Here is a 13,702-nt window from a genome sequence, read left to right on the forward strand (position 1 = left end):
GAAGCTGTCATGAAAAAGAGTCTGTTGCTGATCGCGGCCATGGGCCTGCTGAGCACCCAGGTGCTGGCGAAAGAGATCAAGTTCGCCACCGAGGCCACCTACGCACCGTTCGAATACCTGGACGACAAGAACGAGTTCCAGGGGTTTGACATCGATCTGGCCCGCGCCATCTGTGAACAGGCCAAGCTGGAGTGCAGCTTCCACAACCAGGCCTTCGACAGCCTGATCCCCAGCCTGAAATTCCGTCGCTACGACGCCGCCATCGCCGCCATGGACGTGACCCCGGAGCGGGCCGCCTAGGTCGACTTCTCCGACATCTATTACCAGAACTCCGCCGTGTTCGTGACCAAGAAGGACACCTTCAAGGGGCCGGAAGACCTGGTGGACAAGACAGTCGGCGTGCAGAACGGCAGCTCCCACCAGTCCTATCTGGTGGATAACTGGGTGAGCAAGGGGCTGCTGACCGTGCCCTATGCCAGCTACCAGAGCGCCTTTCTCGACATGATGAACGATCGCACCGACGGCGTGTTTGCCGATACCGCGGTCGCCGCCGATTGGCTCAAGCAGCACAAGGAGTATGCCGTGATCGGCACGCCGGTGACTGACGCCAAGTACTTCGGTACCGGTTTTGGCATCGCGGTGGCCAAGGGCAATCAGGAACTGCTGACTCAGCTGAACAAGGGGCTGGCCGACATCAAGGCCAACGGCACCTATCAGAAGATCTACGACAAATATTTCGCGCACTAAGCCATGTTGAGCCTGTTGTTGGATGCAGCCTGGATGACCCTCGGGCTGGCCCTGGCCTCCCTGGTCGGGGGCATGGTGCTGGCATTGGCGTTCAGCGCCGCCGAGCTGAGCAAGCAGCGGTGGCTGGTGTGGCCGGTGGCCACCCTCACCACGCTTATTCGCGGGTTGCCCGAGTTGCTGGTGGTGCTGTTCATCTACTTCGGCTCGACCCAGGTGCTGTTCCTCATCACCGGCGAGTACGTGGAGTTCAGCCCGTTCGCCTGCGGCGTGCTGGCGCTCTCCCTGCTGTTCGCCAGCTACGCCACCCAGACCCTGCGGGCCGCCCTCAATGCGGTGCCCGCCGGGCAGCGGCTGGCGGCGCTGGCGCTCGGCCTTGGCAAGCGCCACATCTTCTTTCGCATCGTGCTACCCCAGGCGTGGCGGCACGCCCTGCCGGGGCTAGGCAACCAGTGGTTGGTGCTGCTCAAGGACACCGCACTGGTCTCCCTCATCGGGGTGAACGAGATGATGCGCCAGGCCCAGATGGCCTCGGCCAGTACCTATCAACCCTTCACCTGGTATGCCGCAGCGGCTCTCATCTACCTGGCCATCAGCCTGGTGAGTGAGTTCGGCCTCAAGCAGGCAGCCCGCTATACCCGCCGTTACGGAGGCTGATCATGCAGGATTACCTGATGACCCTGTTGGGTGGCCTGGCGATTACCCTGCAACTGACCGCCGGCAGTCTGCTGCTGGGCGTGCTGATGGCGGCGGCCATGACCTGGGTGCTGGAGCGCCGCATCCCGGTGGCGACCCAGCTGGTGCAGCTGTGGGTGCTGATCTTCACCGGCACGCCGCTGCTGATCCAGATCTTCCTCATCTACTACGGGCCGGGCCAGTTTGCCTGGCTCAAGGAGGGGCCGCTCTGGCCGCTGCTCAAGCAGCCCTGGTTCTGCGCCGTGCTGGCGCTCGGCTTCAATACTGCGGCCTACTCCACCCGGCTGTTCAAGGGGGCGCTCGATGCCATCCCGGCCGGTGAGGTAGAGGCCTGCCGCGCGCTCGGCTTCTCCGCCGGCCAGACCCTGTGGATGAAGGTGCGTCACGCCGCCCGCCGGCTGGTACCCGCCTACTCCAACGAGGTGATCCTGGTACTCAAGGGGAGTTCGCTCGCCAGTACCATCACCATCATGGATGTGATGGGGCTGGCCCAGCGCCTCAATGCCCAGACCTATGACACCCTGGCGGTGTTCACCGTGGCCGGTGCCCTCTACCTGACCATGAACGGATTGTTAACAATTGGTTTTCGTTGGTGTGAACGCAGGGCGTTGGCCTTCCAGGGCTGAAGTCGGTAGATCTACCTATTAATGGTGAGGGGAAGTGCAGGAAATCTGTGCTTCCCCTCCAATTTTTTGCATTTTCCCCCATTTTTATTCGCCGCCTGTTTATTGGCTCACAGAACCTGTGATTACAACTGTTATCAGATTGTTTTTTAGGGGGGGATCCTTTAAGGTTGGGCGCACAACAAGAAACAACCTTAAACCTACGCTTAAACATGGAGTTGATCATGAAAGTTGCCGTTCTGGGTGCCGCCGGTGGCATCGGCCAAGCCCTCGCTCTGCTGTTGAAAAACCGTCTGCCTGCTGGTTCCGAATTGAGCCTGTATGACATCGCTCCGGTGACCCCGGGCGTGGCGGTCGATCTGAGCCATATCCCGACTGACGTGAAAGTAAAAGGTTTCTGCGGTGAAGATCCGAGCCCGGCTCTGGTCGGCGCCGATGTCGTGCTGATCTCCGCCGGCGTGGCGCGCAAGCCCGGCATGGATCGTTCCGACCTGTTCAACATCAACGCCGGCATCGTCAAGAATCTGGTGGAAAAGTGCGCCGCCTCCTGCCCGAAAGCGCTGATCGGCATCATCACCAATCCGGTCAACACCACGGTCGCCATCGCCGCCGAAGTGCTGAAGAAAGCCGGTGTCTATGACAAGCGTCGCCTGTTCGGCGTCACCACCCTGGACGTGATCCGTGCCGAGACCTTCGTGGCCGAGGCCAAGGGTCTGAACGTCGACAAGGTGCGCGTCAACGTAATCGGTGGCCACAGTGGCGTGACCATCCTGCCGCTGCTCTCCCAGATCGAAGGTGCCAGCTTCACCGCTGACGAAGTGGCCGCCATGACCAAGCGTATCCAGAACGCCGGTACCGAAGTGGTAGAAGCCAAGGCCGGTGGCGGTTCCGCTACCCTCTCCATGGGCCAGGCGGCCTGCCGTTTCGGTCTGTCGCTCATCAAGGGCCTGCAGGGTGAAGCCAACGTCATCGAGTGCGCCTACGTGGAAGGCGACGGCAAACACGCCACCTTCTTCGCCCAGCCCATCCTGCTTGGCAAGAACGGCGTCGAAACCGTGCTGGACTACGGCAAGCTGAGCGCCTTCGAACAAGAGGCGATGGATGGCATGCTGGCCACCCTGAAAGCCGATATCCAGCTGGGTGTCGACTTCGTCAAGTAAGGCGTCCGGATGGACAGCAAGGGGAGCTTCGGCTCCCCTTTGTCGTTATGGGCAGGCGGTGCCGGACTAAGGAGATGCCGCCGGCTGCCGATAACAGGGTGCTGCAGGAGATCCTTATGATGAAACCCATTACCCTTGTCGGCCTGCTCTGTTTGCTGACGCCCCCATTGCTGACGGGCCAGGCGCAGGGGGCCGAGCCTTCCACCTCTGCCGCCACCGCGACGAGCGGGGCCACGCCGTCGACCAGTGCGCCGGCACAGCCGGAGGTTGCCACTCAACCTTCTGCTGCTCCCGCGCTGGAGGCCGTGCCAACCACGGCAGCGCCAGCCACCAGCTCGGCCGCCCCTGCTGCACCGGTAGCAACAGAGAGTGCAACACCCGCCGCTGCGCCAGCGGCAGCACCCATTCCCGCGCCTGTCGCTGCAGAGGGCGATCGCTCACCGAACAATCGTCCCATGACCAGCACCCCGGCCAGCGGCCTGACCGTGGACAGCGGTGCGCTGCAGGCGGTACCGCTCTATCGTCAGGACGAGCTGCTCAACTGGATTGAACAGGGCCGTCATCTGCAGCAGGTCAAGCAGGACAGGTGCCAGCTTACCCAGGATATCGAGGTGCGGGCCGAGGTGATGAAGATCCCCTCTTATCAGTTTCTGTGGGGCGATATGCTGGCCTGGGGGGTCTGCATCAAGCCCAATGCGGAGCTGGGGGTGAAATTCATGTGGGATGCGGCCAACCAAGGGCTGGCGCCGGCGCTGGAGCAGCTGGGTCGCTACTACTGGAAGGGCACCCTGGTGCAAAAGGACCTGCTCAAGGCCGAGACCCTGATGCGGGAGGCCGCCAGCCTGGGCTTCCAGCGGGCGCAGATCGAGTGGGTGGAGATGCTGTTGCAGGGGATGGGCAGCCCGCTCGACTATGAAGAGGCCTACCACTGGCTGCACAGCACGGTGATCGGCGACAAGGCGCTGCACCAGAAGGCGACCGGTCTGTTGAGCCGGCTCGGCAACCGGATGCCGGCCAATGCCATCGCCCGTGCCAAGGCGATGCACTGACTCAAAAAATGACCCACGGATCTGCATCCGTGGGTCGGGAGGGGTCGGCCGCCGTGCCGTGACAGGCTGGCCCCTCATCAGGTTATAGTGATCCGCTCGTCTTACAGATCTTGGTGGGGACCAAAAACTTCGTAATGGAGCTGGCCGGCCGGAATACCCGCCGCGATCAGCTGCTGCTTGACTGCCTGCATGAAGCCAAGAGGGCCGCAGAAGTAGTAGTGGGCCTGCGGCGTGATGCGCTCCTGCACGGCACTCAGATCCATGGTGCCGGCATGATGGTACTCTTCGCCCTGCACGTCACTGGCCTGTGGCTCCCGATACCAGACCCGGCTCAGCAGGTTGGCATGCTGGTGGGACTTCTGTTGAATATCCTCCCTGAAGGCATGCACGGCGCCCTGTTCGCAGGCGTGCAGCCAGGTGATTTCGGCCTGATGCCCGTTCGCCAGCAACTGGTTGAGCATGCTCATCATCGGCGTGACACCCACACCGGCCGAGAGTAGTACCACCGGGGTATGGCCATCGGCTTTCAGGTAGAAATCGCCGGTGGGCGGCATCAGCTCCACTTGATCGCCCTCCTGCAGATGATCGTGCAGCAGGTTGGAAACCTGGCCCTGCGGCTCGCGCTTGACGCTGATGCGGTAGTGCTGGCCGTTGGGGGCATCTGAGAGGGAGTACTGGCGGATCTCCTGATACTCGAGCTCGGGGTGGACCAGCTTGATGCTGAGGTACTGGCCCGGCTTGAAGCCCAGCACCGGTTTGCCATCCACCGGCGCCAGCAGGAAGGAGGTGATGAGCTCGCTCTCGACTCGTTTTTCCTTTATCAGGAAGGGGCGGGAACCCTGCCAGCCACCGATCTCGTTCGCCTTCTCCTGATAAATCTCGCTCTCGCGGCCGATGAAGATGCTGGCGAGCACGCCATAAGCCTTGCCCCAGGCATCCAGCACCTCGTCGGTGACTGCACTTCCACCCAATTCTTTGAGCGTGGCCAAGAGATGACTACCTACAATGTGATATTGTTCTGGCTGGATCAGGAAACCCGTGTGTTTGTGGGCGATGCGTTCCACGGCACCGGCCAGTGCCCCCAGGTTGTCGATGTTCTTGGCGTAGGCCGCCACCGCATTGAACAGCGCCAACGGCTGACCACCGCTGCGCTGGTGCGCCAGGTTGAATATGTCCTTCAGCTCCGGATTATGGCTGAACATGCGCTGGTAGAAATGCTGGGTGAGTGCGGGGCCCGCGGATTCGAGCAAAGGGATGGTGCTTTTGATGACGGCGATGGTGGCTTGGTCTAACATAGGGGTTCCTTGCTAATTGAACATCTAGAATGTCACTTAATAGGCTGCATCCTAGATGTTTATTTGATCTGAATCAATAATCAATTTCTGCGTGATGCGACACAGGCACTATGAGACTAACTAGCTATACCGATTTTGGATTGAGAGCCCTGCTCTATCTGGCGACCCTGCCGGAGGGCGAATTGTCTAGCGTGGCCAAGGTCTCCGCCTTGTATGACGTCTCCCGCAACCACATGGTGAAGGTGGTGAACCAGCTGGTGAAACTGGGCTACCTGCAGTCCCAGCGCGGCAAGAATGGCGGTATTCGCATGGCCTGCGCGCCGGAGAGCATCAACATCGGCCAGGTGATCCGGGCGCTGGAAGGGAACCTGGACGGCATCGACTGCAACTCGCCGGCCTGCCACATCGTCTCTGTCTGTCTGCTGAAGAGTGCCCTGAAAGAGGCGATGAACGCGTTTCTGGCGGTGATGGACAGCTACACGCTGCAGGATCTGCTGGCCAATCGCGACGAGCTGCAGCAGGTATTCGGCGAGTTGATCCCGACCCTGGTGCTGGAGCCTGGCGACGAAGATGAGTGAGCCGATCGCCGGCCAATGACGCAATAGAAAAAGGCTGCCATCGGCAGCCTTTTTTCAATCTTCCAGTCCCGACTCGTTTCGGTACAACGCCGGCATGATCCGCGCCATCTTCACCATGTTGTTCTCCACTTCCAGGATCTCGATGGGGTAACCCGCCAGCCGCAGGCTGATGTTGGGCTGGGGGATCTCCTCCAGATATTCGAGGATGACACCGTTGAGGGTACGGGGCCCGTCGATGGGCAGCTGCCAGTTCATCTCCTTGTTGAGCTCGCGGATGCTGGCCGAGCCCTCCACCAGGAAGGAGCCATCAGGCTGGGGATGGATCTCGTCGCTGGGCGCCGGGGTCATGGAGGTGGTGAAGTCGCCCACTATCTCTTCCAGGATGTCGTCCAGGGTGATCAGCCCCTGAATGTCGCCATACTCGTCGACGATGAGGCCGATCCGCTCCTTGTTGCGCTGGAACTTGGCCAGTTGCACGTTGAGGGGCGTCCCTTCCGGAATGAAGTAAATCTCGTCCACTTCCCGCAGCAGGCTCGACTTGTTGAACTGATCCTTGGCCATCAGGCGCAGCGCGTCGCGGGCGTGCAGAAAGCCCACCACGTCGTCGATGTTGTCGCGATAGAGCAGGATCTTGGTGTGGGCGCAGTGGGCCAGCTGGCGCAGTATGGTCTTCCAGTCATCGTTGATGTCGATGGCGTAGATCTCGCTGCGCGGCACCATGATGTGCTCCACTGTCATCTTGTCCAGATCCAGGATGCTGAGCAGCATCTCCTGATGGCGCTGGGGGATCAGACTGCCCGCCTCGTTGACGATGGTGCGCAGCTCCTCGGTGTTGAGGGAGTCATCCTTGTTCGGATTGATCTTCAGCAGCTTGAGCAGGCCGCTGGTGATGCCATTGATCATCCAGACGAAGGGGGCAAGCGGCACCATCAGCCCCTTGAGCACCCAGGAGGCGGGATAGGCGACTTTCTCCGGGAACATGGCCGCCAGGGTCTTGGGAGTCACTTCGCCAAACACCAGCACGATCAGGGTCAGGCCGAAAGTGGCGATGGCCACCCCCAGATCCCCGAATAGACGAATACAGACGATGGTGGCGATGGCCGACGCCAGGATGTTGACCAGGTTGTTGCCGATCAGGATCAGCCCCAGCAGGCGGTCGGGCCGGGAGAGCAGTTTCTCCACCCGACGGGCAGCCTTGTGCTTGGTCTGGGCCAGATGCCGCAGCTTGTAGCGGTTGAGCGACATCATGCCGGTTTCAGAACTTGAGAAGAAGGCAGACATGAGGATCAAGATAACGAGAACAATCAGCAATGTACTCGTTGAGATACTGTCCAAGAAGGGCTCCTGTGGGACTGGGTGATGAAGAAGTAGTGGGCGATCAGCTCAGCAGCACTTCTTTGACGAAGCGGCTGCCGAAGTAGGCCAGGGTCAGAATGAAGCTGCCGGTCAGGCTCAGGGTGATCACCTTGCGACCGCGCCAGCCACGGGTATGGTGGCCCCACAGCAGCAGCACGTAGACGCACCAGGCCAGGATCGAGAGGATGGCCTTGTGGGATTTGCCCTGGGCGAACATGTCTTCGAGGAAGAAGAGGCCGGAGGCAATGGAGAGGGTCAGCAACAGGACGCCGGCCGAGATGAGCTGGAACAGCCGCTTCTCGACCGTCATCAGAGGTGGCATGGCCGGCAGCTGGCTGATCTTGCGCGTCTTCAGTTGCCGGTCCAGACAGGCAAGTTGCAGCGCAAACAGGCAGGCGATCATCAATACCGAGTAGGCCATCAGCGCCAGGCCGATATGCAGCAGCAGCTGGGGATGGGCCTCCAGGTGGGTGATGTAGCGACCGGGAATGAGGGCGCTGGCGGCCAGCAACAGGGCCGAGAAGCTGTATACCACCGGCAGCAGGATCCAGCCGTTGAAGCGGCGGGTGACGCAGGTCATGAAGCAGCTGATGATGAGGCTGACCAGCGAGGCCACGTTGAGCATGCTCAGATTCTGCCCGGAGTGGGTCACCAGCACCTCGCCGGAGAGGGCGGCGCCATGGGCGATCAGGGCCAGTCCGATGCAGGCAAACAGGGGGGCTTGTCCCACTGGTTTGGCACTGAGCAGCAGGTGCAGAGAGGCGATGATGGCCAGCAGATAGAACGCCAGGGCCAGAACAGAGATCACGATCATAACCGGGTCGTTGTCGAGCAAGCGATTGGGAATAGGAAGGGCAGTATACCTTGCACAAGATGTGCTCGCCAGTTGTGCTGCCGCCGATCTGCCCATATATAGGCAGCATGTTGGGTCAGCCGCACAGGGCTGACCGCAGCCGAGTGCGGCGAATAATCGTCCTCATCGTGCGAGTGAGGTATAATGCCTCCCATTTGTTACGCCAAGAACCGGAATGCGTCATGTTTGAGAATTTGACTGAACGACTCTCGCGCACCCTGCGCAACGTCAGCGGCCGTGGCCGCCTGACCGAAGAGAACATCAAGGATACCTTGCGCGAAGTTCGCATGGCGCTGCTCGAGGCGGACGTCGCCCTGCCGGTGGTGCGTGACTTCGTCGCGCGTGTCAAGGAGCGGGCGGTGGGCCAGGAAGTGGCCAAGTCCCTGAGCCCGGGCCAGGCCTTCATCAAGATTGTGCACGGCGAACTGGTCTCCGTGATGGGGGAGGCCAACGAGCAGCTCAATCTGGCGGCCCAGCCGCCGGCCATCATCCTGATGGCGGGTCTGCAGGGTGCCGGCAAGACCACCACGGTCGGCAAGCTGGCCAAGCTGCTCAAGGAACGCAACAAGAAGAAGGTGCTGGTGGTCAGTGCGGACGTCTACCGCCCGGCGGCTATCAAGCAGCTGGAGACCCTGGCCGGCGACATCGGCGTCGACTTCTTCCCGAGCGATGCCAGCCAGAAGCCGGTGGACATCGCCAACGCGGCCATCGATCAGGCGCGCAAGAAGTTCTATGACGTGGTGATCGTCGATACCGCCGGTCGTCTGCACGTCGATGGCGAGATGATGGAGGAGATCAAGCACCTTCACGCCACCATCAAGCCGGTCGAGACCCTGTTCGTGGTGGATGCCATGACGGGTCAGGATGCCGCCAATACGGCCAAGGCGTTCAACGAGGCGCTGCCGCTCACCGGCGTGATCCTCACCAAGGCGGACGGCGATGCCCGCGGCGGTGCCGCCCTGTCGGTGCGCCACATCACCGGCAAGCCGGTCAAGTTCATCGGTATGGGCGAGAAGACCGACGCGCTGGAGCCGTTCCACCCGGATCGTCTCGCCTCCCGCATCCTCGGCATGGGCGATGTGCTCTCTCTCATCGAGGAGGTGGAGCGTACCGTCGATAAAGAGAAGGCCGCCAAGCTGGCCAGCAAGGTCAAGAGTGGCAAGGGCTTCGATCTGGAAGACTTCCGCGAGCAGCTGGCCCAGATGCGCAACATGGGCGGCATGATGGGCATGCTCGACAAGCTGCCGGGCATGTCCGGCCTGCCGGACAACGTCAAGGATCAGATGGATGACAAGCTCACCGTGCGGATGGAGGCCATCATCAGCTCCATGACCCCCAAGGAGCGTGCCCACCCCGATCTCATCAAGGGCTCCCGCAAGCGCCGTATCGCCGCGGGCTCCGGCATGCAGGTGCAGGACGTCAACAAGCTGCTCAAGCAGTTCACCGAGATGCAGCGCATGATGAAGAAGATGTCCGGCAAGGGCGGCATGCGCAAGATGATGAGCCAGATGAAGAACATGCTGCCTCCCGGCTTCGGTGGCGGCCGCGGTCCGTTCTGATTATTCGGGCTGACGTAGCGAGTGAGGGTCTGCCAGCGGCAGGCCCTTTTCATTGCGGCTCTGCGCAAAAAATGGCTGGCTTGGTTGCAATTATTACGAATCCAAGTAGAATTATGCGGCTTATTTTAAGCTAGGGTCCGCGTGTTTGCGGGCCTTGTTCATTAGATGTTAATGAGGACGATATGGTAACCATTCGTTTACAACGTGGTGGCGCGAAAAAGCGTCCGTTCTACCAGGTAGTAGTTGCTGACAGCCGTAACGCCCGCGACGGTCGTTTCATCGAGCGCGTTGGTTTCTTCAACCCGGTTGCTTCTGGTAACGCTGAAAAGCTGAACCTGGACCTGGCTCGTATCGAGCATTGGGTTGCTACTGGTGCCGCTGTTTCTGACCGCGTTGCCAAGCTGATCAAAGACGCTGCCAAAGCTGCTTAATCAGCCAAACGGTAAGGAGTTAAGGTGGAAAAACCTGTAGTTCTGGGCACCCTGGGTACCGTTTACGGCATCAAGGGTTGGCTTAAAGTGAACTCCTTCACCGATGTTGCCGAAGCGATTTTCGATTACAACCCCTGGCTGATCAATCAGAACGGGGCGTGGCGTGAAATTCGGGTTTCGTCCTGGAAGCGTCACAACAAGGGTCTGATCTGCAAACTCGATGGTATCGATGTGCGCGAGGATGCCCTGGCATTGACCAATGTCGAGATTGGCGTAGCCGCCGATCTGTTGCCTGCGTTGCCTGAGGGCGAGTTCTACTGGCGTGACCTGATTGGTTGCTCGGTAGTGACCACCAAGGGATACGACATGGGCAAGGTGACCGAATTGATGGAAACCGGCTCCAACGATGTGTTGGTGGTTGAGGCCAATGTAAAAGATGCCTTTGGTGCAAAGGAGCGGTTGATTCCGTTTCTGGAAGAGCAGGTGATCAAGAATATTGATCTGACTGCTCGAACAATCGAAGTTGATTGGGATCCTGGTTTCTAGTTTCCCGCGGTAACACGAGTGCCGGAGGTTTCTTATGTGGATTGGGGTGATTAGCCTCTTCCCTGAAATGTTCCGAGCCATTACCGAGCACGGGGTAACGGGTCGGGCCGTCAAGAGTGGCCTGCTGCAGATTGAGTGCTGGAACCCCCGGGACTTTACCCACGACAAACACCGTACGGTCGATGATCGTCCTTATGGTGGTGGGCCCGGCATGCTAATGATGGTTCAGCCGCTGCGTGACGCGATTCATGCAGCCAAGCAAGCGGCGGGAGACGGGGCGAAAGTCATCTATCTCTCTCCTCAGGGACGCAAGCTGACTCAAGCGGGCGTAACCGAGTTGGCGACGAATCAGAAACTGATTCTGGTAGCCGGTCGATACGAAGGTATCGATGAACGCGTGATACAAACCGAAGTCGACGAAGAGTGGTCTATCGGGGATTACGTGTTAAGTGGTGGCGAGTTGCCTGCCATGACCCTGATCGATGCGGTTTCGCGTCTGGTTCCAGGAGTCTTGGGTGATCAGGCCAGTGCCGAGCAGGACTCCTTCACGGACGGTCTGCTGGATCATCCCCACTATACTCGGCCGGAGGTGTTGGATGGGTTGGCGGTGCCCGAGGCGCTGACAAGCGGCAATCACGAAGTGATTCGGCGCTGGCGTCTCAAGCAGTCGCTCGGACGAACCTGGCAAAGAAGGCCGGAACTTATTAACAACCTAGCTCTGACTGACGAGCAAGAATCACTTCTTGCCGAGTATGTCCGCGAAGTGCGTGACAGCGTTAAGTAGAGTTTTCAGTTTATCCTAGGTAAGGAAAGACAATGAGCAAGATTATTCAGCAGCTTGAACAAGAGCAAATGCGTACCGACATCCCGGCTTTTGCCCAGGGCGACACCGTACGTGTTCAAGTTCGTGTTAAAGAAGGTGGTAAAGAGCGTCTGCAGGCTTTCGAAGGCATCGTGATTGCCAAGCGTAACCGCGGTCTGCACTCTGCTTTCACCGTTCGCAAGATCTCCAACGGCGAAGGTGTTGAGCGTGTATTCCAGACTCACTCTCCGCTGATCCACAGTGTAGAACTGAAGCGTCGTGGTGATGTTCGCCGCGCCAAACTGTACTACCTGCGCAACCTGTCCGGTAAAGCTGCTCGTATCAAAGAGAAGCTCAACTAATTCGATTCGAATTAGTGTCGATATGTCGGCGAAATGCTCGACAGGTAGTGAAAAGGCTCGCCAATGGCGAGCCTTTTTTGTATCCACTTCGGGTGTACCGGCTCAACCTGGCTGGCTGACCCGCACCACAGAGTTGTCTCGCCCGAAGGGGCCGGGTACGTAGTCATCCGCCGCCCAGTCGTTGTCGTAGCGGGTCTCTCCGTTCGGCTGAACCAGCTGATAGCAGTATTCGAAATGACTGGGGCCATCGGTCGGCAGGTTGAGGGTGGTCTTGAACTCACCGCTCTTCATCCGCTTGAGCTCGATGGGTTGCCACTGGCTGAACTCTCCCAGCAACAACACCTGCTCGGCTTCCCCTGCGGCCTCTCTTTCCACGGCAAAGGTCACCTTGACCTCGGGGCGGGACTTGAGAAATTGCTTGTTGATCGGCATGACGCCTCCTTGTCCTGATTGCGAAAAATAGCGACTGTCTATTTTTATATCACTTTATGGCAAGGATGTTGATAACGGAGATCAAGCGGGCAGGACAAAGTGGCGTTGTAGCAGGCCGTGGGTGAAACCTATCTTAAGGTAAAAACCGCGGGGCAGGGTCAGGATCGGCTGGCCGTTGCGGCCGATGGCCCGGGTCAGCGCCTTGTTGTTGGCCGCCTTGGGGCGCAGTTGCAGCACCTGGCCGTGGCGGGCGCTGATCTGCTCCACCTCTCCCAGCACGATCATGTCCATCAGCTCTTCCCAGTCCTGGCGCAGCAGCATCTCCTCCTCTTCATTCGGGCTCCACAGCAGCGGCATGCCGATCCGGCGCTCCCCGATGGGGATCTCTCGGCTGCCCTCCACCGGGATCCAGAGCACGCGGGAGAGCTTGTTGCGCACGTTGGACTCCTCCCAGCGCTGGCCGCTGACACCGATCAGCGGTGCCACGCAGACGAAGGTGGTTTCCAGCGGCTTGCCCTGAGGATCGATGGGGATCGTCTTGAGCTCGATGCCGAGATCCGGGAAGTCCTGCTCCGGCTTGCTGCCGGCGCTCGCTCCCAGCTGCCACTCGATCAGCTGACCGACCCAGCCCTTGTCCCGACGCAGATCCGCCGGCACGGCGATGCTGGCGTCGGCGGCCAGCTGGGCCAGGGTGAAGCCGGCCATGGCGTAGGCGCGGGCCAGCAGTTCCTGTTCGGAGCGGGGGTTGGCGGGCATGAGTGACTCCTGCAAAGAGGGATTATTCTAACAACTCTGATCCTCCCTGAGGATCGCTGTTTTTATAACCGATCCTGGCAGGGGTATGCACAGGGAGGGGAGTTTTATGTGTAAGTGCTTATCGTAATGATTTAAAAGGAATTTGTCTCCAATTTATCGATGGGCGTTGCGCTGGATCCTGCCTTGAAATAGTTGTCCAAGGGTTTGCTCGCGCTGTTTCACACAGTTATCCACAGAAATCTTGGATAACTGCTTAAAAGTAGGAATAGTCACCCTGTTGTTACAAAAAAATGTGAAACGGCACCGATTTTTGCGGCGATATCGGGGCAGATAGTGTGCCACTCCTGTGGATAAAATAGCCGTGGTGGATCTTTGAACAGTCGAACTTGTTCACAATCCGGATCCCGGATCGCCGGCGGTAAAAGACATGGATCTTGATCCAGCATTCTTTGTTTAACAC

16 protein-coding genes and 1 pseudogene are annotated in these 13,702 nt (G+C 59.6%); 11 read left to right on the forward strand and 6 right to left on the reverse strand.

Features of this window, described 5'->3' with window-relative positions; all coding sequences use genetic code 11:
* Positions 1–9 precede the first annotated feature (9 nt).
* From CAK78_RS03025 to CAK78_RS22760, 5 genes and pseudogenes are all read left to right on the forward strand, one after another.
* Positions 10–747, forward strand: a pseudogene (locus tag CAK78_RS03025) (transporter substrate-binding domain-containing protein).
* 3 nt (positions 748–750) lie between these two features.
* Positions 751–1,401 carry an arginine ABC transporter permease ArtQ gene (gene artQ, locus CAK78_RS03030; protein ID WP_017765288.1) on the forward strand — a complete coding sequence of 217 codons (651 nt, stop codon included), beginning with the start codon at positions 751–753 and terminating at the stop codon, positions 1,399–1,401.
* A gap of 2 nt (positions 1,402–1,403) precedes the next feature.
* Positions 1,404–2,066, forward strand: coding sequence for an arginine ABC transporter permease ArtM (artM, locus tag CAK78_RS03035; RefSeq protein WP_017785577.1), 663 nt, complete (start codon positions 1,404–1,406; stop codon positions 2,064–2,066).
* A 221-nt stretch (positions 2,067–2,287) separates the two neighbouring features.
* Positions 2,288–3,223, forward strand: coding sequence for a malate dehydrogenase (gene mdh, locus CAK78_RS03040; RefSeq protein WP_005308680.1), 936 nt, complete (start codon positions 2,288–2,290; stop codon positions 3,221–3,223).
* A 455-nt stretch (positions 3,224–3,678) separates the two neighbouring features.
* Complete coding sequence (locus CAK78_RS22760; RefSeq protein ID WP_005308682.1) at positions 3,679–4,272, forward strand: tetratricopeptide repeat protein; 594 nt, start codon at positions 3,679–3,681, stop codon at positions 4,270–4,272.
* Between the two features lie 101 nt (positions 4,273–4,373).
* On the opposite strand, the gene hmpA is transcribed toward CAK78_RS22760, so the two are convergent.
* On the reverse strand, positions 4,374–5,567 hold the full coding sequence (gene hmpA / locus CAK78_RS03050; protein WP_094696330.1) for an NO-inducible flavohemoprotein: 1,194 nt from the start codon (positions 5,565–5,567) through the stop codon (positions 4,374–4,376).
* 110 nt (positions 5,568–5,677) lie between these two features.
* On the opposite strand from hmpA, the gene CAK78_RS03055 reads away from it, so the two are divergent.
* Entirely contained in the window at positions 5,678–6,145 is a 468-nt protein-coding gene (locus tag CAK78_RS03055) for an Rrf2 family transcriptional regulator (protein WP_005308686.1), read from the forward strand.
* 54 nt (positions 6,146–6,199) lie between these two features.
* Here the strand turns inward: CAK78_RS03055 and CAK78_RS03060 are convergent, their stop codons facing one another.
* Both CAK78_RS03060 and CAK78_RS03065 read right to left on the reverse strand, forming a co-directional pair.
* Positions 6,200–7,480, reverse strand: a complete 1,281-nt coding sequence (locus CAK78_RS03060) for an HlyC/CorC family transporter (protein WP_005308688.1) — start codon at positions 7,478–7,480, stop codon at positions 6,200–6,202.
* Positions 7,481–7,523: 43 nt separating this feature from the next.
* Positions 7,524–8,315, reverse strand: a complete 792-nt coding sequence (locus CAK78_RS03065) for a cytochrome C assembly family protein (protein ID WP_094696333.1) — start codon at positions 8,313–8,315, stop codon at positions 7,524–7,526.
* 221 nt (positions 8,316–8,536) lie between these two features.
* Between CAK78_RS03065 and ffh the strand changes: the two genes are divergently transcribed.
* The 5 genes from ffh to rplS all read left to right on the forward strand — a co-directional run bounded on the left by ffh (position 8,537) and on the right by rplS (position 12,054).
* A complete protein-coding gene (gene ffh / locus CAK78_RS03070) occupies positions 8,537–9,913 on the forward strand; it encodes a signal recognition particle protein (protein ID WP_005308693.1) in 1,377 nt (458 codons plus the stop codon).
* A gap of 182 nt (positions 9,914–10,095) precedes the next feature.
* Entirely contained in the window at positions 10,096–10,344 is a 249-nt protein-coding gene (rpsP, locus tag CAK78_RS03075) for a 30S ribosomal protein S16 (protein WP_005308695.1), read from the forward strand.
* Between the two features lie 24 nt (positions 10,345–10,368).
* Positions 10,369–10,890 (forward strand): ribosome maturation factor RimM, encoded by a 522-nt coding sequence (gene rimM, locus CAK78_RS03080; protein ID WP_021469844.1) that lies wholly within the window; start codon positions 10,369–10,371, stop codon positions 10,888–10,890.
* 34 nt (positions 10,891–10,924) lie between these two features.
* The gene (gene trmD / locus CAK78_RS03085; protein ID WP_005308699.1) at positions 10,925–11,674 is read left to right on the forward strand and encodes a tRNA (guanosine(37)-N1)-methyltransferase TrmD; all 750 of its coding nucleotides are present in this window, start codon (positions 10,925–10,927) and stop codon (positions 11,672–11,674) included.
* 32 nt (positions 11,675–11,706) lie between these two features.
* Positions 11,707–12,054, forward strand: coding sequence for a 50S ribosomal protein L19 (gene rplS, locus CAK78_RS03090; protein ID WP_005308701.1), 348 nt, complete (start codon positions 11,707–11,709; stop codon positions 12,052–12,054).
* Positions 12,055–12,156: 102 nt separating this feature from the next.
* Here the strand turns inward: rplS and CAK78_RS03095 are convergent, their stop codons facing one another.
* From CAK78_RS03095 to CAK78_RS22955, 3 genes are all read right to left on the reverse strand, one after another.
* A complete protein-coding gene (locus tag CAK78_RS03095) occupies positions 12,157–12,486 on the reverse strand; it encodes an isoamylase early set domain-containing protein (RefSeq protein WP_005308703.1) in 330 nt (109 codons plus the stop codon).
* A gap of 81 nt (positions 12,487–12,567) precedes the next feature.
* On the reverse strand, positions 12,568–13,242 hold the full coding sequence (gene mutH / locus CAK78_RS03100) for a DNA mismatch repair endonuclease MutH (protein WP_094696331.1): 675 nt from the start codon (positions 13,240–13,242) through the stop codon (positions 12,568–12,570).
* A 269-nt stretch (positions 13,243–13,511) separates the two neighbouring features.
* Positions 13,512–13,702, reverse strand: a 191-nt coding sequence (locus tag CAK78_RS22955; protein ID WP_217900808.1) for a hypothetical protein, incomplete at its 5' end; no start/stop codon positions are given.

The sequence above is a fragment of the Aeromonas sp. A35_P genome, assembly GCF_002259925.1.
GTDB classification, from domain to species: Bacteria; Pseudomonadota; Gammaproteobacteria; order Enterobacterales; family Aeromonadaceae; genus Aeromonas; species Aeromonas dhakensis.

Excerpts from the sequence above, each read along its gene's own strand:
- artQ (WP_017765288.1), top strand. The coding sequence starts at position 751 with ATGTTGAGCCTGTTGTTGGATGCAGCCTGGATGACCCTCGGGCTGGCC.
- artM (WP_017785577.1), top strand. The coding sequence starts at position 1,404 with ATGCAGGATTACCTGATGACCCTGTTGGGTGGCCTGGCGATTACCCTG.
- mdh (WP_005308680.1), top strand. The coding sequence starts at position 2,288 with ATGAAAGTTGCCGTTCTGGGTGCCGCCGGTGGCATCGGCCAAGCCCTC.
- CAK78_RS22760 (WP_005308682.1), top strand. The coding sequence starts at position 3,679 with ATGACCAGCACCCCGGCCAGCGGCCTGACCGTGGACAGCGGTGCGCTG.
- hmpA (WP_094696330.1), bottom strand. The coding sequence starts at position 5,567 with ATGTTAGACCAAGCCACCATCGCCGTCATCAAAAGCACCATCCCTTTG.
- CAK78_RS03055 (WP_005308686.1), top strand. The coding sequence starts at position 5,678 with ATGAGACTAACTAGCTATACCGATTTTGGATTGAGAGCCCTGCTCTAT.
- CAK78_RS03065 (WP_094696333.1), bottom strand. The coding sequence starts at position 8,315 with ATGATCGTGATCTCTGTTCTGGCCCTGGCGTTCTATCTGCTGGCCATC.
- ffh (WP_005308693.1), top strand. The coding sequence starts at position 8,537 with ATGTTTGAGAATTTGACTGAACGACTCTCGCGCACCCTGCGCAACGTC.
- rpsP (WP_005308695.1), top strand. The coding sequence starts at position 10,096 with ATGGTAACCATTCGTTTACAACGTGGTGGCGCGAAAAAGCGTCCGTTC.
- trmD (WP_005308699.1), top strand. The coding sequence starts at position 10,925 with ATGTGGATTGGGGTGATTAGCCTCTTCCCTGAAATGTTCCGAGCCATT.
- rplS (WP_005308701.1), top strand. The coding sequence starts at position 11,707 with ATGAGCAAGATTATTCAGCAGCTTGAACAAGAGCAAATGCGTACCGAC.
- CAK78_RS03095 (WP_005308703.1), bottom strand. The coding sequence starts at position 12,486 with ATGCCGATCAACAAGCAATTTCTCAAGTCCCGCCCCGAGGTCAAGGTG.
- mutH (WP_094696331.1), bottom strand. The coding sequence starts at position 13,242 with ATGCCCGCCAACCCCCGCTCCGAACAGGAACTGCTGGCCCGCGCCTAC.